The following is a 25,018-nucleotide window of genomic DNA, read 5'->3' as shown; positions in this document are numbered from 1 at the left end:
GTCACTGGACGCGCTGCGGCGCGCGGCTTCAGTACAGCGACCAGGGGTACGTCGACACATCGAACGAGGAAGGGAACGTGTAGATGGCGTATCCGCTCGTTACCTCTCGCGTGTGAGGTGGTAGGTCGCTCGCGACTTGCAGATGCTTGTCGTTGTCGTTGTTCTCGAGCACGACGACCGTGTGCACCGCGGCCTGTCGCGCCCGGTCCTGGTACGGCGGGTACCTGTCGTTGGTGAGCCCGGCCGCGGTCACCCGTTCGTCGGTCGCCGCCGTCAGGGAGTACGCGACCCAGTAGTCGGCGTAGACAGCGTCGACGTCACGGTCTTCGAGATGGCTCCCGAGCGATCGGATGTCGCCGACGATGTACCGGCTCTGCGTTCCGAACGAGAGGTTCGGGAACAGCCCCTCGACCTGGACGACGGTCAGAACAGCGGCGAGCACCATGGCCGTGATCCCGGCTGCCACCCGGTACCGGATGCGCGTGACCAGCCACGCCACGGCCACGGCGAGCGAGGGGAGCACGAAGACGGTGTAGCGGTAGTCGCTCGGACCGAGCGAGGTGCCCGCGCCCACCACGACGGTGACGGTCGCGATGACCGTTCCGCCGAGCAGCGCCGCGATCCACACGCTCCGCCGGAGCACAGCGAGCACGGCCAGGAGTACCAGGAGCGCGACGCAGACCACCGCGATCGCCAGCGAGGCCGTTCTGCTGCTCACGCTGAAGATGCTCGGCATCGTGCTGGTGAAGAGAGTGCCGAAGCTCCGGAGGCCGGGCCGCGACCCGTCATTCTTCGGCGCGAGGGCGTCGGTGGCTGAGAGGAAGACGATGATCCAGGGGAGGGCGCCGACGACAGCCGCCGCGATGCCCACGAAGACGCGGTACCACTGCCGGCGGCTCCGCACCAGCAGAATCAGCACCCCGGGAATGGCGAGGGCCGCGCCCATCGGCGACTGCCAGAACGCGAGCCCCGCGGCCAGCCCGACGAGCGCCCACTGCAGCAGCGGTCGCCGCGGCGAATCGCGGAGGGCGAGCGCCGTCGCGCCGAGGCCGAGGAACAGACTCGGCCCGTAGAAGCCGGGCTCGCTGATCGAGATGCGCAGCGTGTAGAACCCTGAGAACCAGTACAGGATGGCCGCGACATCCCCGACCACCCGGCTGAACGCCTTCGTGGCGATGTAACGCAGCACGAGAACCCCGCCGACGAAGAACAGGGTGGAGACGATCGAGAGCACCTCGATGTGTTCGCCGAAGAGCACCATGGCGCCGCCCGCGACGAGCTGCAGCAGCGTTCCGCCGTAGGTCTGGCCCCAGAAGAAGAAGGTGACGTCGCCCTCGGAGATGTGCTTCGCCACCAGGTAGACGATCGCGTTGTCGGAGTCGACGTAGAAGGCGGGGGTGAACAGCAGCAGCACACGCAGCACGACGCCCGCGGCGAGCAACGCCCAGAAGGCGATCGACAAGATGCGCCCGCTCCCGGTGCGTTCGTTCACAGTGCTCCCGTCCACAGTGCTCCCGTCCACAGCGCTCCCGTTCATGACGACCTCAGCGAACTCGCGGCGGCCCGTGCGGCCAGGCCCGCCCGCACGGCGACCCGCACCGGCAGCTGGTACCACCGGTGGTACCGCTTCGCGAGATAGAGATAGGCGCTGTGGTGGTGCGCCTGCAGCATCGCGGCGGAGTGGTCACGCGTGGAGGTTCCGCCCGCGTGGTGCACGCTCGCGCTCGGCACGTAGAGCACCTTCCAGCCGGCGAGGCCGAGGCGCTCGCCGAGGTCGACGTCTTCGAAGTACATGAAGAAACGGTCGTCGAAGCCACCGATCTGTTCGAAGGCGCTTCGCCTCACCAGCAGGCAGGCGCCGGAGAGCCAGCCGGACTGCAGCGGTTCCGAGCCCGGCGTCTTCGATCGGTCGGCTTTCAGGTAGCGCTTCGACCAGGGGTTCTCCGGCCACACCCGGTGCAGCACCGCGTGGCCCGCTCCCACGGTCAGGGAGGGCAGGTCGCGGGCAGAGGGGTAGATGGTGCCGTCGTCGTTCGTGATGCGCGGGCCGACGACACCGATGCGCTCGTCGGAGGTCGCGACCGCGAGCAGCTCGTCGATGCTGCCGGGCCCGAACTCCACGTCGGGGTTGGTGACGAGAATCCACTCGGTGGCCGGGTCGAGCTGCGACACGGCGTAGTTCACGGCACGGCCGTAGCCGAGGTTCGCGCCCGGGTCGAGGAGGGTTGCCGTGGGGAAGGGCTCGAGCACGGGCTGCAGATCATCCGTCGGCGCGTTGTTCACGACGAGCACCGGCGGGTTCTGGATGCTCGCGGCCGGCACAGAAGACAGGCAGGCGACCACATCGTGGCGCGAGAAGTAGCTCACCACCACCAGCGTCGTCGTGCTGCTCACAGTGTTCCTCTCTTCGGGCCGCTGCCCGCCAGGGCGAGTTCGTACGCTTCTCTGTGCCGGGCGGCGCAGGCCGCCCAGGTGAACTGCGCCGCGCGCTGCCGGCCGGCGGAGCCGAGCCGCGCACGCTCCGACGGGTCGTCGACCAGCGCGCTCAGAGCCTCGGCAATGCTAGCCGAGTCGATGTCGGTGTAGCTGACGGCGTCGCCGCCGACCTCGGGCAGTGAGAGGCGCCGGGTGGTGAGCACGCACGATCCGCACGCCATCGCCTCGAGCACCGGCAGCCCGAACCCCTCGCCGAGGCTCGGGTAGGCGGTGAGCACCGAACCGCCGAGAAGCGATCGGAGCTCATCGAGCGGCAGGTAGCCGAGCATTCGCACGTCGAAGCCCGCCGCGATGGCGCGGGCGACGGCGACGGGAGCACTCGCATCCCACCCGCTGCCGCCCGCGAGCAGCAGGGCCGGGCGTGCACCGAGGGGCCTCGCCCGCATCGCCTCGACGTAGCCCTCGACCAGCGCGGTCACGTTCTTGCGTGGCTCCACCGTGCCCAGGAAGGCGATCCAGCCGGCCGCCGGCCGGGGATCGAGGCCGTCGGCGAACCGCTCGATCTCCGCGGGCGTCGGCGGATGGAAGATCTCGGTGTCGTAGCCGAGCGGCGCCGCGACGACCTGCGCAGGGTCGGCGTGCGTCACCCGCAGGTATTCGTCGGCCGTCGTGCGGCTCGGGGTGACGACGGTCACGCCGAAGAGCTTCGCGGCCCGGATCCACGTGCGGAAGAAGACGCGCTTGACCCGCCCGTGCAGTTCGGGCGCGCTGAAGAAGGTGAGGTCGTGCACCGTCACCACCCGTCGACGGCGCGTGAACAGGGGAAAGGTGTAGTGCGGCGAGTGGATGACCGCGGCGCCCGCGCGCCGGGCGAGGCCGGGCAGCACGAGTTGCTCCCAGACGAGGCGACCGGATGCCCGGCCTCCCCACGGGGCGATCTCGAGCACCCGGGTGACCCCCGCCGCCTCGAACACCGCCCGGTCGCGGGGCTGGCACACCACGGCGAGCGGCACGCCGGAACGCACCAGCTCGACCACCACGTTCTCGACGTACCGGCCCACTCCGCCACGGTCGGCGGGAATGGCCGTCGCGTCGAAGAGCACGCGGAGGTGCTCCGGGCTCATCGGGCGAGCAGCTCGAGGTCGTGCTCCACCATCCGTGCGACGAGCGTCTCGAAGTCGACCGTCGGCTGCCAGCCGAGCTCGGTGCGCGCCTTCGTGGCGTCGCCGAGCTGTTCGGCCGGGTCCACTGGTCGAACGAAGGCGGGGTTCACGCTGACCAGAGACGACCAGTCGTCGATGCCGACACGGCCGAAAGCCGCGTCGAGGAAGTCGCCGATGGTGTGCGAGATGCCGGTCGCGACGATGAAGTCGCCGGCCTCGGGCGCCGAAGCGGCGAGGCGCATCGCGTTCACATAGTCGGGTGCCCAGCCCCAGTCGCGGCGGGCGTCGAGGTTGCCGAGCTCGAGGCCCTCCTGCAGGCCGGCGCTGATGCGTGCGACGCCCGCGGTGATCTTGCGGGTGACGAACGCCTCGGGGCGCCGCGGCGACTCGTGGTTGTAGAGGATGGTGTTCGAGGCGTGCAGCCCACGACCGCGGAAGACGCCCACCGACAGGTGCGCATAGGCCTTCGAGGCCCCGTAGGGCGACGACGGCCTGATCGCGGTGGTCTCGACCTGCGGGGTCTCGGCGACCTGCCCGAAGATCTCGGCGCTCGACGCGTGCACCAGGCGAACGGGATGCCCGTGCTCCTCCTGCAGGCGGTGGGCGGCGTCGAGCAGCCGCACGACGACCTGCCCGTTGACCGCCCCCGTCTGCACCGGGTCGTTCCACGACGCGGCGACCGACGAGATCGCGGCGAGGGAGTACAGCTCGTCGGGCTTCACCTCGCGAACGACCTGCTCCAGGGCATCCGGAGCCAGCAGGTCGACGCTGTGCAGCATCAACCGCTCCGGGGTGCCGAGCGAGCGGAGGTTCTCCTCCGTCGTGTTCCGAACCAGGCCGTGCACCTCGTAGCCGTCGGCGAGCAGCGACTCGGCGAGGTACGAGCCGTCCTGCCCGGAGATGCCGGTGATGAGGGCGACGGGTGCAGGGGTGGGCACGGTTCTAGAGTCCCGCGAGGGCTTTCTGCTCGATCACGTCGTTCTCGACCATCATCGTGACCAGCTGTTCGAACCCGACCTTCGGCTTCCACCCCAGCTTCGACTCGGCCTTGGCGCTCGAACCGATGAGCAGGTCGACCTCTGCGGGGCGCATGAACTCGGGGTTCTGCACGACGTACTTCTCCCAGTCGGTGATGCCGACCACGGCGAAGGCCTTCTCGAGCAGCTCCTTGATGGAATGCGTCTCGCCGGTGGAGATGACGTAGTCGTCGGCCTCCTCCTGCTGCAGCATGAGCCACATCGCCTCGACGTAGTCGCCGGCGAAGCCCCAGTCGCGGCGCGCGTCGAGGTTGCCGAGAACGATGTTCTCCTGCAGGCCGAGCGAGATGCGGGCGACGGCCTGCGAGACCTTGCGGGTGACGAACTCGGGGCCGCGGCGGGGCGACTCGTGGTTGAAGAGCACGCCGGAGGAGGCGTGCATGCCGTACGACTCGCGGTAGTTGATGGTCATGTAGTGGCCGTAGACCTTGGCGACACCGTAGGGCGAACGTGGCCAGAGCAGCGTGTCTTCGTCTTGCGGAACCTGCTGCACCTTGCCGAACATCTCGCTGGAGGACGCCTGGTAGAAGCGCACCTTGCGGGGCTCGTCGCCCGAGTAGAGGCGAACGGCCTCGAGGGCGTTCAGCACACCCTTCGCGGTGACCTCGGTCGTGAGGCTCGCGTTCTCCCACGAGTAGGCGACGAACGAGATGGCGCCGAGGTTGTAGAACTCGTCGGGCTTCGAGGCCTCGAGGGCGCGGATCAGGCTCGACAGGTCGGTGAGGTCACCCGTCAGGATCTTGACGCCCGGCAGGGTCGCCTCGACGAGAGCGCGCTTCGGGTTGTTCTGGCCGCGGATGAGGCCGTAGACCTCGTACCCCTTCGACAGGAGCAGTTCCCCGAGGTAGAGGCCGTCCTGGCCGGTGATTCCGGTGATGAGAGCGCGGGGCATATTTTCCTCGTTGTTCTGGTCGGGGGCTTCTGCGACAGCCCATGTTAGCGTCGCCGACTCATCGACTAGTATTCCATGGTGCACCCAGACCCCGAGGCAGGCAGGCCGCTGCAGAGCGTCAGATCGGTGCCCGTCGGCGCCCAGACGGCGGCTCTGGATGCACGGCTGCGCCAGATCGCGCCCCAGCTGGGTCTCGCCGATCTGCTCGCCGGCAGTGTCGCCACCTGGACCCATCCGGCCGGCGAACTCGCGTCGGCGATCGCCTCGGCCGTGCGTACCTCTCTTATCGAGCACGATGCCGACGCCGACGCGGCTGTCTGGCTCGCCATCGTCGGCTTTACCGCGACCTTCCCCACGCAGAGCGAGCACGCCTCCGTGCGCCGGGCGCTGTCGCTGACCGACCCGGCCGACACCTTCGCCGTGCTGGCGGCCCTGCTCGGGGCGCTCGCGCCGATCATCCGCCGGTCGACGGCCCCGGATGCCGTCATCGACGTCGTGGCAGACGCGGTGGTCATCGACGCCAACTTCAGCGGTCGCAGTGACCACAACACCGGCGTGCAGCGGGTGCTTCGGGAGACGGTGTCGCGCTGGAACCCCGACCACGCCCTCACGCTCGCCTGCTGGAACGACCACGGCACCGGAATGCGGCGGCTCGTCGGCCACGAGATCGACCGCGTTCTCGACTGGGCCGGCCATGCGGGCCTGTCGGCCACCGATCGGGCACGCCGCCACGACGCCTCGATGTCGAACCCCGACCACAAGCGGGCGCGCGAGGTGATCCTCGTTCCGGTGCGCTCGGTGATCGTGGAGATCGAGGTGTCGCAGCTCGAGACCTCAGCGGCGCTCGCCGCCGTGGCCGGCCTGTCGGGCAACCGGGTCGCGATCGTCGGGCACGACACCATCCCGATCGTCAGCGCACAGAGCCAGGACGCGGGGGAGATCGAACGCTTCGCGCGGTTCCTCACGGTGGTGAAGAACGCGAGCCGGGTCGCCGGGGTGAGCCGGTCGGCGGAGACCGAGTACAGCGGGTTCGTCGACGCGGTCTCCGCACAGGGCGTGGCCGGGCCGAGCGTCGTCGCCGTTCCGCTCGCGATGAACCCGCCGACCGCAGCCGAGCGGGCCGTCGCGCTCGCCGGAGCCTCCGCATCCGCATCCGGTGCTCCTTCTCCTGCTGCCCCTTCTTCTGTCGTCTCTTCTTCTCCTGTCGCCGGCGGCGCCGGTGACGACCTGCCCCTCGTGCTCGTCGTCGGCAGCCAGGAACCGCGCAAGAACCATAGCCCGATCGTGTTCGCCGCCGGCCGGCTGTGGGCCGACGGCGTGCGCTTCCGCCTGCGGTTCATCGGCGGCGGAACGGCCGTCGGCATCGCGCGGCTCGACAGGGAGCTGCGCGCCGTGGAGCAGCTCGGCCTGCCGGTGGAGGTTCTGCGCGACGCGAGCGACACCGTGCTGCTCGAGTCGTACCGCGAGGCCCGCTTCACCGTCTTCCCGTCGCTCCACGAGGGGTTCGGGCTGCCCGTCGCCGAGTCGCTCGCGCTCGGGGTGCCGGTCGTGACGTCGAACCACGGCAGCCTGCAGGAGATGGCCGAGGGCGGCGGGTGCCTCACGGTCGATCCGCGCGACGACGATGCCATCGCGAACGCCATGGAGCGGCTGCTCACCGATCCCGACCTCTACGACACCCTGAAGGCCGAGGCGCTGGCCCGGTCGTTCCGCACCTGGAACGACTACGCGGCCGACCTGTGGCAGCAGCTCGTCGAGCCGGTGCAGGCTCTCTTCGCGGCCGATCCAGCGGTCCCGGATGCCCGTGCCGCTGCCCCCGAACCGCGCCCTGCCGCGCCCGCCTTCGCCGACGGGGCCGCACCCGCCGACGCCTCGCCCGCCGCCCTGCAGCTGGCACTCGCCTCCTGGTACGGGGCCGTGCGCGCCGAGCGGGCGGCCCAGCTGGCCCGGGAGAACTCGCCTGCCGCGCAGGTTCGGAAGGTCGGTGCTCTCGGCAGATTCTTCATCGCACGCTCGAGGGAGATGGGTGTGCGACCCGCGACCCGGGCCGCATTCAGGATCGTGCGGCGCCGACTCGCTCGAAGCTGATTCCCCGGTTCGGGTTGCTACAGTGGTGCATTCGCGGGGGGAGCCGGTGCACTGCGCCCGGATCCGGCCCGACGACCTTCCCGCCGCCCGAGCACCAGGAGTGACCCATCAACGCATCTCTCGCGCCCTCCGCGCCGGGTGAGCGCCGCACCCGGCGCCGCCGGAAGTGGTCGACCCGCCGCCGCGTCGTCGCCATCGTTCTCGCCGCGCTGATCACGATCATCGTGGGCGTCGCGTGCGTCGTCGGCTGGGTCGCCTGGCAGGCCGTGCAGGCGAAGGATTCGCTCGAACGCGCTCAGGGCACCGTCACCGAGCTGCAGGCCAGCCTCACCTCGCTCGACTTCACGTCGCTCGACACCTCGGCCATCACCGCCTCCGCCGACTCCTTCGCCACCGACGTCAGTGATGCCCGCCAGCACGCGAACGATCCGCTCTTCAAGATCGCGGAGAAGGTGCCGATGGTCGGCCCGAACCTCACCGCGGTGCGCCAGCTCACCGACACGCTCGACCAGCTCAGCACCCAGGCGCTGCTTCCCGTGGTCGACTTCTCGAAGACGCTCACCCCCGACGCGATCAAGCCGGTCGACGGCAAGCTGAACGTGGAGATACTGCGGAACGGCGACACCACCCTGCAGAACGCTGACGCCGCGATCACCGCGACGACGGCGAGCCTCGCCGCCATCGACACCACCGACACGGTCGGCCAGATCGGTTCGGCGAAGACCACCCTCACCTCCGCGCTCGGCAAGGCACAGGCGCAGATCGCCAAGGTGCGCGGAACGCTGACGACGGTCGAGGGCATCGTGGGCATGAACGGCACCCGCCACTACCTGCTCGCATTCCTCAACAACGCCGAGACCACCGGGCTCGGCGGCGGCCCCGCATCCCTCTCGATGCTGACCGTCGACAACGGGTCCTTCGCCATCACCGACCAGGCGTCGAGCCAGAACTTTCCGCTCGACGACGGGCCGGCGCGCGCGCTCGACGCGAATGTGCTCGGCATCTACGGCCAGGGCGTCGCCTCGACTCTCAACTGGTCGACGAGCAGGCCCGACTTTCCGACGGCGGCCCTCACGATCAAGGCGTTCTGGGACAAGTACAAGGGTGGCGAAACGGTCGACGGGGTCATCTCCGTCGATCCGCTTGCACTCGCAGACATTCTGGCGGTCACCGGCCCGGTGAAGGTCGAGGCCACCGGAGACGTGATCACGGCCGACAACGCCGTCGCTCTGCTGCTGCACGACGTCTACCTCCGCTACCCGAAGAGCTTGATCGGAGCAGAGACCGACGAGTTCTTCGCTGAAGCGGCGAAGAGCATCTTCGCCGGTGTCACGACCACCTCTGCAAATCCGGCGCAGCTGCTCACGGCTATCCAGAAGAGCGTCGACAGCGGCAACCTGATGGCGTGGAGCGCCAATGCCGACGAGTCTGCCCTCTTGAAGGGCACGAAGCTCGAAGGCGTACTGCCGACCACGAATGAGCCCCAGACCCTGGTTGGTACGTTCTTCCGCGACGTCTCCGTGTCGAAGACCGACTACTACCTCGAGACGGGTGTCGCGTTGCAGACAGACGTGTGCGCCAACCCGAACAGTCCGACCTTCACCCAGACCGTCACTCTGCACTCGACGATCACGACCGATGAAGCGGAGTCTCTGCCCGATTACGTGGTCGGTCAGAACTTCCACGGCGCAAAGTTCAGCACAGAGGTCTACGGCTACGGCCCGGTTGGCGCCACGATCACGAATACGCAGGTCGGCGATTCGAGTGTAGGAGGATCGGCACGGCCCTCGTCTGAGGACCTCGGCCGCCCGGTCGGCCGCGCCATCGTCGACCTCGCCCCGGGGGAGACGACCACCGTGACCTTCACCTACACGGGCGCTGCCGGTACCTACGGCCCGCCGACGCTGCAGGGCACCCCGATGATCAACGCCACCCAGACCGCGATCGATGCACCCGGGTGCAAGTAACATGTGCAGAGCCGATCGACGACCTGCGAGAGAGAAGTGAGGGCTGCGTCTGTGTCTGAGCCCTCCTCGTCGACGGAACCCGCCTCGCCGCCCGTCGCTCCCGGAGGTCGCCTGACCCGGCTCATCCGCTCCTTCTGGGACAAGCTGCTGCGTTACGCCCTGAAGTTCGGCGTCGTGGGCGGCGTCGGCTTCGTCGTGGACTTCGCCGTCTTCAACGGGTTGCGCGTGGGCGGGCTCGGTGAGGCGCACCTGCTCTCCGGCCCGATCGGGGCGAAGGTCGCCGCGGTGGCCGTGGCCACCGTCGTGACCTGGTTCGGCAACCGCTACTGGACGTTCAGGGAGCACCGTCGCAAGAACTACGTTCGCGAGCTCCTCGAGTTCGCCGTGGTGGCCGTCTCCGGCCTGCTGATCAACCTGCTCTGCCTCTGGATCTCGCACTACGTTCTCGGCTTCACCTCTCTGCTCGCCGACAACATCTCCGGGCAGTTCATCGGAACCGCTCTCGCGACCCTCTTCCGCTTCCTTCTCTACCGCTACTGGGTCTTCGGCCACCACCGTTCGGGAACCGTCGTCGGTGCCGAGGAGCAGGCGGAGGCAGGGGCCGCCGCCATCTTCGAAGACGACGCGTTCGCGGCGGCAGACGCCCAGGCGAAGAAGCGCCGTTCGTGATGCAGCAGGGAGCTTCCGTATGAGCCTCACCGCACTGCTCGGCCGGCTCGACGTGTTGGCAGAGACGCTCGGAGTCGAGCCGACCATCACCGGGGTCGCGGGCTACCTCGACGTGATCGCACCCGCGGTCGGAACGCAGACCGACCTGCTCTGGCTCGCACACGCCGCCGTGAGCGGTGAGCTGCCGGAGCCCGAACCCTTCGAGCTGTTCCGACGGGCCGCGCGGCTCGAGGGCACGCGCCACGCGCTGGCCGACGTGGCCGTGCGCGCCGACCGTCGTCTCGCTCCGCACCGGGGTATCGGCATCCGCATCGTGACGAACGCCGTCGTGGTCGACGTGCACCACACGGCGCGCACCGAGCTGGCCACCGGCATCCAGCGCGTCGTCCGCGAGACGATCGTCGAATGGTCGAAGCACCACAGCATCGAGCTGCTCGGCTGGGACTCCCGGTACCTCGGTCTTCGCACGCTCAGCGCGGCCGAGCGACAGAATGCTCTGTACGGAACGATGCCGACCATCCCCCGGGAGAAGCACCCGGTACTGACGATCCCGTTCCGGTCGACCTACATCCTGCCTGAGCTGGCGATCGAGAACGACCGCACCGCGCGCATCCGGTGCCTCGCCGAGTTCTCGGGAAACCACACTGCCGTCATCGGCTTCGACTGCGTGCCGCTGACCTCCTCGGAGACCGTCGGCGAAGGGATGTCGGCCGCCTTCTCGAAGAACCTCGCGGCCATCGCGCACTTCGACCGGGTCTCGACCATCTCCCGGGCGGCGGCGACGGAATACCGCGGCTGGCGACGGATGCTCGGCGGTGCCGGCATCGCCGGGCCCGACATCGAGCCGCTGCTGCTTCCGAGTGTGGCCGAAGACGTGTCGCCGGCCGACTTCGAGCGCGCCCGGGCCGAGCTGCTGCGCGGTGACGCGCCCCTGGTGGTCTGCGTCGGCAGCCACGAACCGCGCAAGAACCATCTCGCCGTGCTGGCCGCCGCCGAACGTCTCTGGCGGGAGGGCGAGGAGTTCCAGCTCGTCTTCATCGGCGGCAATGGCTGGCACGGCGAGGAGTTCAAAGACGTGCTCGTGCGGCTGCAGAAGAACGGCCGACCGGTGCGTGCGATCTCCGCCATCTCGGATGCCCTGCTCTGGAGCGCCTACCGCCTCGCCAGGCTCACCGTCTTCCCCTCGCTGAACGAGGGTTTCGGTCTTCCGGTGGGCGAATCCCTCTCGGCGGGCACGCCCGTGGTGACCAGCGACTTCGGCAGTATGAAGGAGATCGCGGCCACCGGCGGCGCCGTGTTCGTCGACCCCCGCGACGACGACGACGTGTACAGGGGCATCCGCTCGCTGCTGCTCGACGACGACCTGCACGCCCGCCTCGTGGCGGAGGCTGCGGACCTGCCCGCCCGCGGGTGGAGCGAGTACGCTGAAGAACTCTGGACGACGTTCGTGGCATCCGCCGCGATTCCCGCCGGGTCAACGCCCAGTCGCTGACCCGTAGTATTTACCGGTGGGATGCGCCCGACATCCCGCCGTATCGAGGAGATGTATGGCGACTCAAGCCGAGGTGAGGGCTGCGCGGCTGGCCGAGCTGCCCTTCGAAACGTCGGTCAATGCCGGCCCCCGCAACGCCGGCAACAGACACGTCGGCGGCTTCTTCACCTCTGTGAAGGAGATCGTCTCCCACCGCGAACTGCTCGACCTGCTGATCCGTCGCGAACTGAAGTCCCGCTACAAGGACTCGTCTCTCGGCTTCGTGTGGAGCCTGATCAAGCCGCTCGTGCAGCTGCTGATCTACTACGTGTTCATCGGCCAGGTGCTGGGTGCTGCGCGCGGGGTTCCCGACTTCGCCATCTTCGTCTTCGCCGGTCTGACCCTCTGGGGCCTCTACAGCGAGACGATCGCCACCGGTACGGCGTCGATCGTGTCGAACGGCGGGCTGATCAAGAAGGTCTACCTGCCGCGCGAGATCTTCCCGCTGGCGGCCACCGGTTCTGCGGTCTTCAACTTCTTGGTGCAGATGGTCGTTCTGCTCGCGGCGATCCTGGTGCTCGGCCAGTTCCCGATCTCGCTGAACCTGCTGTACGTGCCCGCCGCCGTGGCCATCGTGCTCATCTGGGGTGTGGCGTTCGCCGTGCTGCTGTCGGCGCTGAACGTGTACCTCCGCGACATCCAGTACCTGGTCGAAGTGGTCATGCTGCTGCTGTTCTGGGCCTCGCCCATCGTGTACTCGTGGAGCTTCGTCGTCACCGCGGTCAAGCAGCACACCTGGTTGCTCGAGGTGTACCTGCTGAATCCGATCTCCCTCGGCATCCTCGCATTCCAGCGGGGGCTGTGGCAGGCCGGCAGCCAGACCCGCGTGATCGAGGGCAACACCGTGCAGCCCGTCGACTGGCCGGTCTACATGGACTACCGCCTCATCGGCGCCGCCATCGTCGGCCTCATCGTTCTGTTCATCGCCCAGCGCATCTTCTCCCGCCTGCAGGGCAACTTCGCCCAGGAGATCTGATGCCCGCACACACCGACCCCGCCCTGCTGGCCAAGGCCCCCACAGTGGTGCGCGCCAACGGCGTCTCGAAGCGTTTCGTGATCCGCAAGGAGAAGTCGCTGAAGGAGCGCGTCGTCAACTTCGGGCGCTCGCAGAAGCACAAAGACGACTTCTGGGCGCTTCGCGACGTGTCGTTCGACATCAAGGCCGGCTCGACCATCGGCCTCGTCGGGGCCAACGGATCGGGCAAGAGCACGCTGCTGAAGGTGCTCGGCGGCATCATCCAGCCGAACGACGGCACCGTCGAGCGGCGTGGGCGCCTGGCGGCCCTGCTCGAGCTCGGGGCCGGCTTCCACCCCGACCTCACCGGGCGGGAGAACGTCTACCTGAACAGCTCGATCCTCGGTCTCAGCCGCAAGCAGACCGACCAGTACTTCCAGTCGATCGTCGACTTCAGCGAGATCGAGGAGTTCATCGACACGCAGGTGAAGTTCTACTCCTCGGGCATGTACGTTCGGCTCGCCTTCGCGATCGCGGTGCACGTCGACCCCGACATCCTGTTGGTCGACGAGGTGCTGGCGGTCGGTGACGAGCCGTTCCAGGAGAAGTGCATGAACAAGATCCGGGAGTTCCAGTCGGAGGGGCGCACGATCATCCTCGTCAGCCACTCGGCCGGGCAGGTGGAAGACCTGTGCGACCGGGTCGTCGTGCTCTCGCACGGCAACGTCGTCTACGACGGCGAGACGGCCGGCGGCCTGCTGGCGCTGCGGGAGTCGTTCGAACACTGAGCCCGGTGCGGGGTCAGCTGCCGCCGTTGCGGAGCGAGCGCACGCCGCGGAGCGGTTTCGTGATGCGCCACGAGACGGTGCCCTGCAGATCGGCGACGAGCTGGCCCAGTTCAGCCTCGTGCGCCCGGCTCTCGGCCAGTTCGCGGGTGCGCGCCTCGAGGTCTGCGGCGACCTCTGCCAGGCGCTCCGAGGCGTGCCAGAGCCGCTCGGCCGTGTCGGCGAGCTCGGCCTTCGTCTCGGCGAGCTCCTCCTGTACCCGCAGCTGGCGCACGTTCACGTAGGCGTCGAGGATGCCGGCCGGGTACTCGAGGTCGGGCTTCAGCTCGGCCGAGCGCTCCGCCGCGACGTAGTAGCGCGACAGCCCGTCGAAGAAGCAGAACTCGTAGCCGGCCCCGTCGACGATGGAGTCCCAGCTGCCGTGCACCTGCCGGGTGCTCATGGGGGCGGTCGCCTCGATCACGAGAACCCAGGGCCGGAAGCGGGTGAAGTCGATGGACGCCAGCACCTGGGCCTCCGCGCCCTCGGTGTCGATGCTCAGGAAGTGCAGGTCGCGGTCGGCGAGGCCCGCCTGCTCGATCGCGTGGTTCAGCGAGATGACCGGAACCTCGATGTTCCGCACGACGAACCCCGACTCCTGGTGGTCGGCGCTGATGTCGTCGATCAGGGTCGAGAGGCCCGTGCCCTCGATGAGGTGCAGCTCCATCGTCTCGTCGGTGCTGTCGCTCGCCACGGCCTCGAACACCGTGTCACGTGGCCGTTGCTCGCGGAACTCTGCGGCGTAGGTGGGGTTCGGCTCCACGGCGATCCCCGACCACCCGGCGTCGTAGAACTTGCGGGTCACCGAGTCGTCGGTCGGGTCGTTGGCTCCGACGTCGAGGTACACGCCGTTCTCGATCTTCCCGAGCGCTCTCCAGAGCACAATGTCTTCACCGTTCTGGGCGAACGAGACGTTCACATCTGGCACTGGCACACCTCTCCCACGACGCCACCGCTCCGGGGCGTCATCCGACCTTATAGGGTGCGGCGGGCGCGGCCGGTGCGAGCGGCAGCGGGTCGAGCTTCAGCTTCGTGGCCAGCAGCACCAGCAGCAGGAAGTTCCCCTCCACCAGCAGTCGGCTCTCTGTCAGGCTCTGGATGACGAGCGCGGTCAGCAGCAGCAGTGGCAGAAGCGAGATGGCCCGGTAGGCGACGCGGCCCGGGACCGCCGCGCTGCCTGAGGCCGTGCCTGCGGCCCTGCCGGCAGCGGTGCCTGCGGCCCTGCCGGCGGCGGCGGGCGGATCGATCGCCATCCACCATGACCGCACGGCGGTGGCCGCGACCAGGCAGCCGAAGACGAACACGCCCACGAACCCGAGCTGCAGAAAGACGTCGATCCACGCGTTGTGGGCCTGCAGGTACGTCGTGCCGTCGATCACGATGAGGTTCCTGAACGGCTCCACCCACGGCGCCCAGTAGCTGATCCAGCCCCAGCCGAGCGCGGGATGCTGCCACGCCAGATCGACGACCGTGTTCCAGATGGCGAGACGGCCGGTGAGGTCGTCGCTCCGCCCGAGCAGCGGGAAGAACGTGTCGGCCAGCCGCACACTCACGATGGCGAGCACCACCATCCCGACGAGCCCGACCGGGTAGAGCCCCAACCGCTTCGTCACCGGGACACGCCGCATCAGCAGGGCGATCACCAGCACGAACGCCACGGCGATCGTCGCCATCAGCACGGTCGCCGAGCGGGTGAGGCCATGCTCGAGCAGGGCGACCCCGATCCAGACGGCGGAGGCGACCGGGCGCCGCACTCCCTCGGCCCACTCGATCGCGAACACGATGAGGGCGAGCAGCACGAGGAAGGCGAGCAGGTTGCGGTTGCCGACGATGCCCTCGATCGGGCCACCGGCGAAGAGCGAACCGGTGCTCCACTGGTAGTCGGCCGGAACACCCCTGCCGCCCGAGAACACCCAGACGGCCCCGACCGGGTGCCCGACGAACACGGCGACGAACAGTTCGAACAGGAGCGACAGCCCGAGCAGCCAGCGGAGGGCGGAGCCGAGGGCACGGAGGATGTCGAGCCAGCCGAGGGCCACCGCGAGGAACACCCCTGCCACGCTCGTGAGCAGTTGGGCGGTCACGCCGAGCGCGCTGGCGCCCGTGTACTGCGACCAGGCGAGGCTCGCGACACAGAGAACGAGAAAGGCGGCGAGCGGCTTCGACAACCGCGCCCACGACCAGCGCCCACCGTCGGCCCGACCGCTCTCACCGCCACGCACCGTGCGCGCGAGAACGAGGCCGCTGGCCGTCGAGAGGCCGACGACGAGCACGATGAACGCCGGCCAACCGAGGAGGCTCTGCCAGGCATCCGCCCCCAGCGCCGTCACGAGCACGAACCCGGCCAGGCGGATGCGCCCGGCACCGCGCGGGGCCGCGGCCGGCACTGCGACGGTGCGCTGCGGGGCGGTCTGCAGGGGGTCGAAGGGAGGCGTCATCAGGCCACAAGGCTAGGGGGCGCCCCGCTTCGAGAATCCTGAGAAACGGGCCGGAGTGGCCCGATCGTTATTTCCCGAGCGGCAATCGTTACACGAAGGCGGCGAACCCGGTGATCTTCCGCCCCACGATGAGCGTGTTCATCTCGCGCGTTCCCTCGTAGGAGTAGAGCGCCTCGGCGTCGGCGAAGTGCCGGGCCACGTCGTACTCGAGAACGATGCCGTTGCCGCCGAGCGCCTCGCGGCACCAGGCCACGGTCTCGCGCATGCGGGCGGTGGCGTAGGCCTTGGCGAGCGCGGAGTGCTCATCGCGCTGGGTGCCCTCGTCGAGCATCTTCGACACCTGCACGACCATGCCGAGGCTCGCGGTGATGTTGCCGAGGCTCTTCACCAGCAGGTCCTGGATGAGCTGGTGCGAAGCGATCGGCTTGCCGAACTGCACGCGCTGCTTCGTGTAGCGAACGGCCGCGTCGTACGCGCCGATCGAGTTGCCGACGGCCGCCCAGGCGACCTCGGCCCGCGTGAGGCGCAGCACCGCCGCCGTGTCGCGGAAGCTGTTGCCGTTCTGCAGGCGCATCGCCTCGGGCACGCGCACGTTCTCGAGGGTGATGTCGGCGTTCTGAACGATTCGGAGCGCCTGCTTGCCCTCGATCTTCGTGGCCGTGTAGCCGGGGGTGTCGGTCTTCACGATGAAGCCCTTCACCTGGCCGTCCTCGGCCGACTTCGCCCAGATGATGGTGATGTCGCTGAAGGTCGCGTTGCCGATCCAGCGCTTCGACCCGTTCAGGATCCAGTCGTCGCCGTCGCGGGTCGCGACCGTGCGGAGGCCCTGCGCCGAGTCCGACCCCGAGTCGGGTTCGGTCAGGCCGAAGGCCCCCGTGACCTCACCCGTCGCCATCTTCGGCAGCCACTCCGCGCGCTGTTCTGCCGAACCGGCCACGCTGATCGACCCCATCGCGAGGCCGTTGTGCACGCCCACGTGGGTGGCGACCGACGCGTCGATGCGGGCGAGTTCGAGGGCGACGAAACCGCGGAAGACGGCGGAGTTCTCGAAGGTGCTCGTCTCCTTCCACGCGAACTCGTAGAGACCGAGCTCGGCGAGCCGCTTGATGATCTGGTGCGGGAACTCGGCTCGCTCCCACAGGTCGTTCACGATCGGTTTGACCTCGGCCTCGAGGTACTCCCGAAGGGCTGCAAGCCTCTCCTTCTCCTCGCTGCTCAGAAGCTCGGAGTATCCGAAGAAGTCGGCGGAGAGGGGCTCGAAAGTCATCGTCTGGTCATCCATTCATGTTCGACAGGCGCACAGCACGGCGGCGTGAAATGCGCGGCAAGCCTACGACCCTGACCGACGGCCCCCAACCCAGTTGGTAGTTTGGTGCACGATCGTGCGAATGAGGGTTCGACCCGTTGTAGAACGATCATAAGCTGCCACCGCCCGCTGGGCCCGTCGATAGGTCACGCCCATGTTCGTCCCGATCTCCAACACCCCCCGCGACTACGCCTGGGGGTCGAACGGCGCGATCAGTGCCCTGCTCGGCACCGAGCCCACGGGTCGCCCCGAGGCGGAACTGTGGCTGGGCGCACACCCCGCCTCGCCGAGCGTGATCGACGACCCGGCGCTCGTGGGCGGCGCCCCCGACCTCGCGGCCTGGATCGCTGACGACGGGGGAGCATCCGGGGCCCACGGCCAGCTGCCCTACCTGCTGAAGATCCTCGCGGCGGGCGGCCCCCTCTCCCTGCAGGCCCACCCGACCCTGCAGCTGGCCCGGGAGGGGTTCGCGCGGGAGAACGCCCAAGGCCTCGCGATCGACGCCCCGAACCGCAACTACAAAGACGCGCTGCACAAGCCCGAGGTCGTCTATGCGCTGAGCGACACCTTCGAGGCTCTCTGCGGCTTTCGTCCGCTCGGCGAGATCCGTGCGATCGTTGCCCGGTTGCAGGCTCTAAATGCCGCAGCCGCCGCCCCCGACGGCGGCCCTCTCGCGGCCCTGGCCGAGCACCTGGTCGGAGACACCACCGAAGCACTCGAGAACGCCGTGGCCTGGCTGCTCTCGGGCAGCGCGGAGGTGACGGCGCTCGTGGCGCGGGTGACCGACCTCTCCGCCGCAGCAGAACTCGAGGCGGGCCTCCACGCCGTCGCGTTCGCCACCGTGCGCGACCTCGCGCTCGACTACCCGGGCGACCCCGGCGTCGTGATCTCGCTGCTGCTGAACCGGGTGACGCTGCAGCGGGGCGAGGCGCTCTTCCTGCCGGCCGGCAACATCCACGCCTACCTCGAGGGCCTCGGCGTCGAGCTGATGGCGGCCTCCGACAACGTGCTGCGCGGGGGGCTGACACCGAAGTACATCGACGTGCCCGAACTGCTGAAGGTGCTGCGCTTCGAGTCGCTGCCCGTGCCCTACCTCGAGCCCGGTCATCCGTCGGCCGGCATCGAAGAGTTCCAGCCCGACATCACCGACTTCGTGCTGGTGCGTGTGGTCGTCGGCGACCGGGTCGAGGATGCCCGGTACCTGCCCCTCGGGCCCGCGATCGTGATCGCCACCGCCGGGAGCGTGACCGTCTCGTCGCCGTCGACCGGCAGGCGGGTCGAGGTGCCGCGGGGCGGTTCGTTCTACATCACGCCCGAGGAGGGCGAGCTGGTCTTCAGCGGTGCCGGCGAGCTGTTCCTCGCGGCGCCCGGCGCCCGGCTCTAGCGGGTGCTCCCGGCCTCCAGCGGCCGGGCCGACTGCGCCAGCTGGCCGAAGGTGCGGCGGTAGGCCGCGGGGGTCGTCTGCAGCACCTTCACGAAGTGGTGCCGCATGACTGCAGCCGACCCGAAACCGGTGTCGGCGGCGATCTGCTCCAGCCCGAGGTCGCTCTCCTCCAGCAGGGCCTGCGCCCGCAGCAGTCGCTGCCTGTTCAGCCACGCCGCCGGGGTCGTGCCGAGGTCGGCGCGGAACCGTCGTGCGAAGGTGCGCGGAGACATCAGGGCCCGCCTGGCCAGCTCGTCGACCGGCAGTTCGAGGTCGAGGTGGTCGATCATCCACTCCGTCACAGCCGCGAACGAGTCGCTCTGCACCGTCGGCACAGGGGCGGCGATGTACTGCGACTGGCCGCCTGCGCGCTGCGGGGGAACCACCATGCGCCGGGCGACGATGTTCGCTGCCGCTGCTCCGAGTTCGGTGCGCACCAGATGCAGGCAGGCGTCGATACCGGCTGCGGTACCCGCGCTGGTGATCACCCGGCGGTCTTCGACGAACAACACGTCGGGGTCGACCACGGTGAGGGGGTTCTCGGCCGCCAGCCGGTCGGCGTGCATCCAGTGCGTGGTGGCGGCCCTGCCCTCGAGGATGCCGGCGGCGGCGAGCACGAACGCCCCGCTGCAGACGCTCAGGATCCAGGCACCCCGCGCCTCGGCCTCTCGCAGCACCCGGGCCACCTCCGGGTGCAGGGGGTCGTCGATCGCGTGCGCCGGAACCGCGATCAGGTCGGCGTCGGCCGCTGCCTCCAGGCCCTCGGTGATGAGCATGTCGTAGCCGATACTGGTCGGCACGGGGCCGGGTTCGGCCGTGATGATGTGAAAGTCGAACGCCGGGCCGCCCGAGTCGGTGCGGTCGATGCCGAACACCTCGCAGACGACTCCGAACTCGAAAGGGGCGACGTTCGGCAGGGCCAGGAGCACGACTTTTCGCAGCATGGTGGCAGTTTATCGACAGCCGGGCACATTGCGCCGCGAGGATCCTCTCGCCGCAGGGGTCGTCTCGCCGTCGCCCGAAGTGGGGGAGAACACGCTGGGCGCGTCGAACCTTTAATGCCCAGTTGAGGGTTTACCATCCGCGACTTGACGTGGAGGAACTACACCGGTGTAATTATGGCTAGGGGTTTTCGGCAAGGCTCGGCAGGTCGGAGTCTGTCAGAAAGGAGAGCGTGATATGTCGCAAGCAGAGTTCCGCTCAGAACGCACCGGTTCCGTGGGGGTATCGGGTGCTGCGCAGTTCGCGTCTCTGAGGCGCCCGAGTGGCGTGCCCGACGACTGGTTCGTCGACCCCGTCTCGCTCGGTGTGCCCGGGGTGCGCCCGGTCGATGCCGACGACAATCCGCTCGCCTGGCAGTCCGACTCGCTGTGCGCGCAGACCGACCCCGAGGCGTTCTTCCCTGAGAAGGGCGGGTCGACCCGCGATGCGAAGCGCATCTGCCAGACCTGCGAGGTCAAGGCCCAGTGCCTCGACTACGCGCTGCAGAACGACGAGCGTTTCGGTATCTGGGGTGGGCTCTCCGAGCGCGAGCGCCGCAAGCTCCGCAAGCAGGCCGGCTAGTCGGTCTGCCCGCTCGGTCGGTCTGCCCGCTCGGTCGGCCCGCGGGCTGATCGTTCCCTCGTGGGCTCACAGCCAATGAGCAGAACCCGTACAGGCTCGGGCGCGTTTTTCGAGGCGCGCCGGGGCGGTCTCGGCTCTGACGGCCATCCATCCTTACTGTTCTAGGGATGCAAGCCCGAGTCACAGCCATTCTGGTCGCCCACAACGGAGGCGACAGGCTTCCGCGCACCCTCGAAGCGCTGAAAGCCCAGACGCGCCAGCCCGATTCGCTCGTGGTGGTCGACGTCGCTTCGACCGACGACTCGGCTGCCCGGCTCACCGAGATGCAGCCGAACGGTTTTCTCTCGTCGTCGACCCGCCTCTCCTTCGGCTCCGCCGTCTCGCACGCCCTCGGCGTGGTCAGCCCGCCCCAGTCCGAAGACGAATGGCTCTGGCTGCTGGCCCACGACAGTGCCCCCGAGCCGGATGCCCTGGCCGCCCTCCTGGCCGCGGTCGAGGTCAACCCGTCCGTGGCCGCTGCGGGGCCGAAGCAGATGGAGTGGGAGACCCCGTCGTTCATCGCCGGTTTCGGCGAGTCCGTCACCCGCTTCGGCGCGAGCGTGCAACTCGTGGAGCGAGAACTCGACCAGGCCCAGCACGACCGCATGAGCGACGTGCTCGGCGTCGGAGCGGCCGGCCTTCTGGTGCGCCACACGGTCTGGAACGAGCTCGGCGGGTTCGATCCGGGCCTCCCCACCGCCGACAACGCGCTCGACTTCTCGATCCGCGTGCGCCTGGCCGGTCACCGTGTCATCGCGGTGCCCGCCGCCCGCGTCGCCACCAGCGGCGACGGGTACACCGGCCCCGGCACCTCGGTGAAGGGCGGGGAACGGCGACGGCGCCAATCGACGCGCCGGGCGGCCCAGCTGCACCGCCGGCTCGTCTATGCACCCGCATTCGCTGTCGTCTTCCACTGGCTGAGCCTCGTTCCGCTGGCGGTGCTCCGCACGTTCTTCCAGGTGCTCCGCAAACAGCCGGGCGCTGTGGCGGGGGAGTACGGCGCGGCGTTCCGCACCGCCTTCAGCGGGCGGGTCGGCGAGGCCCGGCGGCGCATCCGAACCACCCGGAAGGTCGGCTGGGGCGCCATCGCACCGCTCCGCGTTCCGGGCGCCGAAGTTCGCCGGCGGAACGCGCTCGTGCGGGAGCTCGCCCTCTCGCGAGCCCGCGGAGCGCGCGGCGTTCGTGAGGAGCTCAACTTCTTCTCCGGCGGCGGCGCCGCGATCGTGGTGGCCGCTGCCGTCGTCAGTGCGGTGCTGTTCTTCCCGCTGGTGCGCTCGCAGGCCCTGCTCGGTGGTTCCCTGCTCCCGCTCTCGGGCACGCCCGGCGGTCTCTGGGCGAACGTCGGCTACGGCTGGCGTGATCTCGGGCTCGGCTTCGTCGGGGCATCCGACCCCTTCGCCTACCTGCTCGCCCTCTTCGGGTCGATCACGTTCTGGTCGCCGTCGATCGCGATCGTCGTGCTCTACCTGATCGCGCTGCCCCTGGCCGCCCTCGCCGCCTGGCTCTGCGCGGCAAAGCTCACGACGCGTGCCGGCCTCCGGGTGTTCGCCGCGATCCTCTGGACGATCGCGCCGCCGTTCCTGTCGTCGATGGATGCCGGGCAGCTCGGTGCCATCATCGCCCACCTGCTGCTGCCGTGGCTGCTCCTCGCCGCCCTCTCCGCTGCGCGCTCGTGGTCGGCCTCGGCCATCGCCTCCCTCGTCTTCGCTGCGCTCACCGCCGCGGCTCCCTCGCTCTGGCCCGCGCTTCTCGTGCTCTGGCTCGGAGCGGTCGTCTTCTCCCGTCGCGCGCTGGCCCGGTACATCGGCATCCCGATCCCGGCCGTCGTGCTCGCCGCACCGCTGGCGTACGCCCAGTTCGTGCGTGGCACCCCGCTCGCGTTCTTCGCCGACCCGGGGCTCCCGAACGCCCACGGGCCGGTCAGCCTCGTCGACCTGCTGCTCGGACTCCCCGAATCGGGCATCGGCGGCTGGTCGCGCATCGGCCAGACGGTCGGCATCGACGCGTCGAGTGTCGAGCTGATCGCCGGCCTGCTGCTGGTTCCGCTCGGTCTCATCGCCCTGGTCGCGCTGTTCCTGCCGCGTTCGGGTCGCGCCGCTGTCGCCGCCCTGATCGCCGTTCTCGGCTTCGCCACCGCCTTCGCGTCGACGTTGATCACGGTCTCGTCAGCCGGGTCGGCCGCCGTCTCGATCTGGCCCGCCTCCGGCCAGAGCCTCTACTGGCTCGGCATCGTGGGCGCCGCGACCGTCGGGCTGTCGACCTTCACGCGGCTGGCCAGCATCCCGGCCCTCGTCGCCACCCTGGCGATCGCTGTGCTGGCCGTACCGGTCGCCACGTCGACCCTCTTCGGAACGAGTGACGTGCGCTCCTCGTCGGGCGATGTGCTCCCCGCCTTCGTCGCGGCAGAGGCCGCCGGAAATCCGCGCGTCGGAACGCTCGTGATCACCCCTCTCTCCAACGGGTCTCTCGCCGCCTCCGTCGTGCACGGCACGGGCAGCACGCTCGACCAGCAGTCGACGCTCGACGCGACGACCTCGGGCGCGAGTGCCTCAGAGACCGAGCTCGCCGGCCTGGTCGGCAACCTCGCCTCACGCAGTGGCATCGACGCCAGCGTCGACCTCGCCCAGCTCGGTGTCGAGTTCATCGTGCTGGCCCCGCCGGCTACTCAGGCGTCGACTCCGGATGCCGCGGCCGTCGTCGCCCGCGCCGCGAGCTCGTTCGACGCCAACGCCTCCCTGACTCCCATCGGCCAGACCTTCGCCGGGGAACTGTGGCAGATCACGGGCTCCGAAGGCTTCTCGGCGCTCCCCGAACCCAGCCCCACCAACACCGGCACGTCACTCGGCCTGCTCATCCTGATCGTGCAGGCCATCGTGTTCGGGCTCGTGCTGCTGCTCGCCCTGCCCGCCGGTCGTCTCGAGGCCCACGGGCCGCGGGCCGCGACGGCGGTGGACGAGGTGCCCGAGCCGGTCTTCGTCGACGAGGAGGAGCTCGAGCGACTGCGCGAACGCCAAGAGCGCGAAGCGCGCGAGGAGCGCGAGCAGCGCGACGGTGCAGACGAGCGCGACGGTGCCGACGCTCCCGAGGCCGAGGCTCTCGGTTCGGCCGAGCCCGATGCCGGGCAGCGCGACCGCGCCGACGAACTCGTGACAGCGTCGGCCGGGCAGAACGTCGGTGCCCCGGCCCCCGCCGCATCCACCCCCCGCACCGACCCGGAGGTGAACCGTGGCGAGTAAGTCGTCGATCGCCCGCACCGGGCTCCGCATCGCGACGAGCGTCGTCGTGCTCGCTGCCGGAGTGGCCGCCGTCACAGCCGCCGCCAGCGTTCCGTGGCCCTCGCTGAGTACCGGGGTTCCCACCGTCACCGTGACTCCCGACGCCAGCGACCAGACCCGGGTCTGCCCCGGAACCTTCGTGACGGTGCCGAGCGACGCCTCCTCCTCGTCGAAGCTCACCTCGATCGGTGGCAGCTTCGCCGTCGTGACCGGCGCTTCGCCCGACGGAACCGACGTGCGTGTCGGCGAACTCGCCACCCCCGACGCAACAGGCGCCGACGAGAAGCCCACCACGCTGACCGCGACCGGTGCGAACGGCGTGCTCATCGCGGGTAGCCAGACCCAGCAGTTCGCGGGCTCCGACCTCGTCGGCCTCGCCTCGGCGGCCTGCGCGGAGCCGACCGCCGAGAGTTGGATCGCCGCCGGTTCCACCACCACGGGGCGCACTAGCACCATCGTGCTGAGCAATCCGACCGAGGTCTCGGCGAGCGTCACCCTGGCCATCTTCAGCGAAGCCGGCCCGGTGACCGCGCCGGGCGCCTCGGGCATCATCGTTCCCGCCAACTCGCAGAAGTCGCTCACGCTCGCCGGCCTGGCGCCCGATGCGGTCTCGCCGGTCATCCACGTGACCGCCACCGGCGGCCAGGTGCTCGCGAGCCTCGAACAGAGCGTCGTGCGGAGCCTCGACCCGGGAGGCGCCGACATCGCCGGCCCCACGGATGCCCCGGCGACGACCCACACGATCGCCGGCGTGCAGATCGTCAGCACCAGCGCGATCGCCGAGCGCGCCGTCGATGCCGCGTCGAGTGACCTGCCCGCCGCCCTCCGCGTGTACGTGCCCGGAACCGCCGGGGCCGCCGTCTCGGTGACGCTGAAGAGCGAGACGCTCGGTGTGCCCGACGTCACCGCCAGCTACAGCGCCGTCGGCGGAGTCGTCACAGACTTTCCGTTCCCCTCCCTGCCCGACGACACCTACAGCGTCACCGTGACCAGCGATCAGCCCGTGGTCGTGGGTGCGCGCACAGCGGTGGTGAGCGGCGGCACCGACTTCGCGTGGTCGTCGGCCAGCCCGGCCATCAGCGGAACGTTCCTGTTCGCTACGGCCGTGGGCCCCAATCCGAAACTCATGCTCGCCAACTCGCAGTCGGCAGACGCGGCGATCACGCTCACTTCGGGCAGCGGCCAGCCGGTGACGGCGACCGTCGCGGGCAACTCGGCCACCGGCATCCCGCTCGCGGCGGCGACCGTCTACACGGTCACGACCAGCGCGCCGGTCATGGCGGGGGTCGGCTACCTCGGCGACGGCCTGGTGTCGGCGTTCAGCATCAGTCCGCCGAGCCCGCTGGCGTCGCCGGTCACGGTGTACCCGGGCGGGTAGCCGCGCGACCGGGTGCCTCGGGGGCGGTGCCTAG

At 69.5% G+C, this 25,018-nt stretch carries 18 protein-coding genes and 1 pseudogene; 10 read left to right on the top strand and 9 right to left on the bottom strand.

Annotation, left to right across the window (positions count from 1 at the left end):
• Positions 1-28: 28 nt before the first annotated feature.
• Genes C5B96_RS09130 through C5B96_RS09110 form a run of 5 tightly spaced genes read right to left on the bottom strand, consistent with a single transcriptional unit; the run spans position 29 to position 5,528 of the window.
• Positions 29-1,492 (bottom strand): glycosyltransferase family 39 protein, encoded by a 1,464-nt coding sequence (locus tag C5B96_RS09130; protein ID WP_158507151.1) that lies wholly within the window; start codon positions 1,490-1,492, stop codon positions 29-31.
• A 41-nt stretch (positions 1,493-1,533) separates the two neighbouring features.
• Complete coding sequence (locus C5B96_RS09125) at positions 1,534-2,394, bottom strand: glycosyltransferase family 2 protein (RefSeq protein ID WP_199176606.1); 861 nt, start codon at positions 2,392-2,394, stop codon at positions 1,534-1,536.
• Positions 2,391-3,560, bottom strand: coding sequence for a glycosyltransferase family 1 protein (locus C5B96_RS18020; RefSeq protein WP_104245055.1), 1,170 nt, complete (start codon positions 3,558-3,560; stop codon positions 2,391-2,393). The genes C5B96_RS09125 and C5B96_RS18020 overlap by 4 nt, the downstream gene beginning before the upstream one ends.
• Positions 3,557-4,537, bottom strand: a complete 981-nt coding sequence (locus C5B96_RS09115; RefSeq protein WP_104245054.1) for a GDP-mannose 4,6-dehydratase — start codon at positions 4,535-4,537, stop codon at positions 3,557-3,559. Before C5B96_RS09115 ends, C5B96_RS18020 begins: the two co-directional genes overlap by 4 nt.
• A 4-nt stretch (positions 4,538-4,541) precedes the next feature.
• Complete coding sequence (locus tag C5B96_RS09110; protein ID WP_104245053.1) at positions 4,542-5,528, bottom strand: GDP-mannose 4,6-dehydratase; 987 nt, start codon at positions 5,526-5,528, stop codon at positions 4,542-4,544.
• Between the two features lie 75 nt (positions 5,529-5,603).
• Between C5B96_RS09110 and C5B96_RS09105 the strand changes: the two genes are divergently transcribed.
• From C5B96_RS09105 to C5B96_RS09080, 6 genes and pseudogenes are all read left to right on the top strand, one after another.
• On the top strand, positions 5,604-7,616 hold the full coding sequence (locus tag C5B96_RS09105; RefSeq protein ID WP_104245052.1) for a glycosyltransferase: 2,013 nt from the start codon (positions 5,604-5,606) through the stop codon (positions 7,614-7,616).
• 224 nt (positions 7,617-7,840) lie between these two features.
• A complete protein-coding gene (locus C5B96_RS09100; RefSeq protein ID WP_104245051.1) occupies positions 7,841-9,583 on the top strand; it encodes a DUF4012 domain-containing protein in 1,743 nt (580 codons plus the stop codon).
• Positions 9,584-9,634: 51 nt separating this feature from the next.
• Positions 9,635-10,252, top strand: coding sequence for a GtrA family protein (locus tag C5B96_RS09095; RefSeq protein WP_104245050.1), 618 nt, complete (start codon positions 9,635-9,637; stop codon positions 10,250-10,252).
• A 19-nt stretch (positions 10,253-10,271) separates the two neighbouring features.
• A complete protein-coding gene (locus C5B96_RS09090) occupies positions 10,272-11,744 on the top strand; it encodes a glycosyltransferase family 1 protein (RefSeq protein ID WP_104245049.1) in 1,473 nt (490 codons plus the stop codon).
• A 55-nt stretch (positions 11,745-11,799) separates the two neighbouring features.
• Positions 11,800-12,759 carry an ABC transporter permease gene (locus C5B96_RS09085; protein ID WP_104245048.1) on the top strand — a complete coding sequence of 320 codons (960 nt, stop codon included), beginning with the start codon at positions 11,800-11,802 and terminating at the stop codon, positions 12,757-12,759.
• Positions 12,759-13,520 (top strand): annotated as a pseudogene (locus C5B96_RS09080) (ABC transporter ATP-binding protein); the annotation flags it as partial. The gene C5B96_RS09085 and the pseudogene C5B96_RS09080, both read left to right, overlap by 1 nt.
• A 19-nt stretch (positions 13,521-13,539) precedes the next feature.
• Here C5B96_RS09080 and C5B96_RS09075 read toward each other — a convergent pair.
• The 3 genes from C5B96_RS09075 to C5B96_RS09065 form a co-directional block, all read right to left on the bottom strand.
• Positions 13,540-14,490 carry an FkbM family methyltransferase gene (locus C5B96_RS09075; RefSeq protein ID WP_158507150.1) on the bottom strand — a complete coding sequence of 317 codons (951 nt, stop codon included), beginning with the start codon at positions 14,488-14,490 and terminating at the stop codon, positions 13,540-13,542.
• Positions 14,491-14,527: 37 nt separating this feature from the next.
• Positions 14,528-16,000 (bottom strand): O-antigen ligase, encoded by a 1,473-nt coding sequence (locus tag C5B96_RS09070; RefSeq protein ID WP_104245045.1) that lies wholly within the window; start codon positions 15,998-16,000, stop codon positions 14,528-14,530.
• Between the two features lie 88 nt (positions 16,001-16,088).
• Positions 16,089-17,267 (bottom strand): acyl-CoA dehydrogenase family protein, encoded by a 1,179-nt coding sequence (locus tag C5B96_RS09065; RefSeq protein WP_104245074.1) that lies wholly within the window; start codon positions 17,265-17,267, stop codon positions 16,089-16,091.
• A gap of 193 nt (positions 17,268-17,460) precedes the next feature.
• Here C5B96_RS09065 and manA point away from each other — a divergent pair, with 193 nt between their 5' ends.
• Positions 17,461-18,690, top strand: coding sequence for a mannose-6-phosphate isomerase, class I (gene manA / locus C5B96_RS09060; protein ID WP_104245044.1), 1,230 nt, complete (start codon positions 17,461-17,463; stop codon positions 18,688-18,690).
• Here manA and C5B96_RS09055 read toward each other — a convergent pair.
• Entirely contained in the window at positions 18,687-19,673 is a 987-nt protein-coding gene (locus tag C5B96_RS09055) for a GlxA family transcriptional regulator (RefSeq protein ID WP_104245043.1), read from the bottom strand. The genes manA and C5B96_RS09055 overlap by 4 nt on opposite strands.
• A 235-nt stretch (positions 19,674-19,908) precedes the next feature.
• On the opposite strand from C5B96_RS09055, the gene C5B96_RS09050 reads away from it, so the two are divergent.
• The 3 genes from C5B96_RS09050 (at position 19,909) to C5B96_RS09040 (ending at position 24,984) form a co-directional block, all read left to right on the top strand.
• Positions 19,909-20,292, top strand: a complete 384-nt coding sequence (locus C5B96_RS09050; protein WP_104245042.1) for a WhiB family transcriptional regulator — start codon at positions 19,909-19,911, stop codon at positions 20,290-20,292.
• Between the two features lie 167 nt (positions 20,293-20,459).
• The gene (locus C5B96_RS09045) at positions 20,460-23,567 is read left to right on the top strand and encodes a glycosyltransferase family 2 protein (RefSeq protein WP_104245041.1); all 3,108 of its coding nucleotides are present in this window, start codon (positions 20,460-20,462) and stop codon (positions 23,565-23,567) included.
• A complete protein-coding gene (locus C5B96_RS09040) occupies positions 23,557-24,984 on the top strand; it encodes a DUF5719 family protein (RefSeq protein ID WP_104245040.1) in 1,428 nt (475 codons plus the stop codon). Before C5B96_RS09045 ends, C5B96_RS09040 begins: the two co-directional genes overlap by 11 nt.
• Positions 24,985-25,018 lie beyond the last annotated feature (34 nt).

Source organism: Subtercola sp. Z020, from assembly GCF_002931235.1.
Taxonomy (GTDB): domain Bacteria; phylum Actinomycetota; class Actinomycetes; order Actinomycetales; family Microbacteriaceae; genus Subtercola.
This window is presented reverse-complemented; position numbering and strand designations above follow the sequence as displayed.

Coding starts and splice junctions, on each gene's coding strand:
- C5B96_RS18020 (WP_104245055.1), bottom strand. CDS start 3,560: ATGAGCCCGGAGCACCTCCGCGTGCTCTTCGACGCGACGGCCATTCCC.
- C5B96_RS09110 (WP_104245053.1), bottom strand. CDS start 5,528: ATGCCCCGCGCTCTCATCACCGGAATCACCGGCCAGGACGGCCTCTAC.
- C5B96_RS09105 (WP_104245052.1), top strand. CDS start 5,604: ATGGTGCACCCAGACCCCGAGGCAGGCAGGCCGCTGCAGAGCGTCAGA.
- C5B96_RS09090 (WP_104245049.1), top strand. CDS start 10,272: ATGAGCCTCACCGCACTGCTCGGCCGGCTCGACGTGTTGGCAGAGACG.
- C5B96_RS09085 (WP_104245048.1), top strand. CDS start 11,800: ATGGCGACTCAAGCCGAGGTGAGGGCTGCGCGGCTGGCCGAGCTGCCC.
- C5B96_RS09070 (WP_104245045.1), bottom strand. CDS start 16,000: ATGACGCCTCCCTTCGACCCCCTGCAGACCGCCCCGCAGCGCACCGTC.
- C5B96_RS09065 (WP_104245074.1), bottom strand. CDS start 17,267: ATGACTTTCGAGCCCCTCTCCGCCGACTTCTTCGGATACTCCGAGCTT.
- manA (WP_104245044.1), top strand. CDS start 17,461: ATGTTCGTCCCGATCTCCAACACCCCCCGCGACTACGCCTGGGGGTCG.
- C5B96_RS09055 (WP_104245043.1), bottom strand. CDS start 19,673: ATGCTGCGAAAAGTCGTGCTCCTGGCCCTGCCGAACGTCGCCCCTTTC.
- C5B96_RS09050 (WP_104245042.1), top strand. CDS start 19,909: ATGTCGCAAGCAGAGTTCCGCTCAGAACGCACCGGTTCCGTGGGGGTA.
- C5B96_RS09045 (WP_104245041.1), top strand. CDS start 20,460: ATGCAAGCCCGAGTCACAGCCATTCTGGTCGCCCACAACGGAGGCGAC.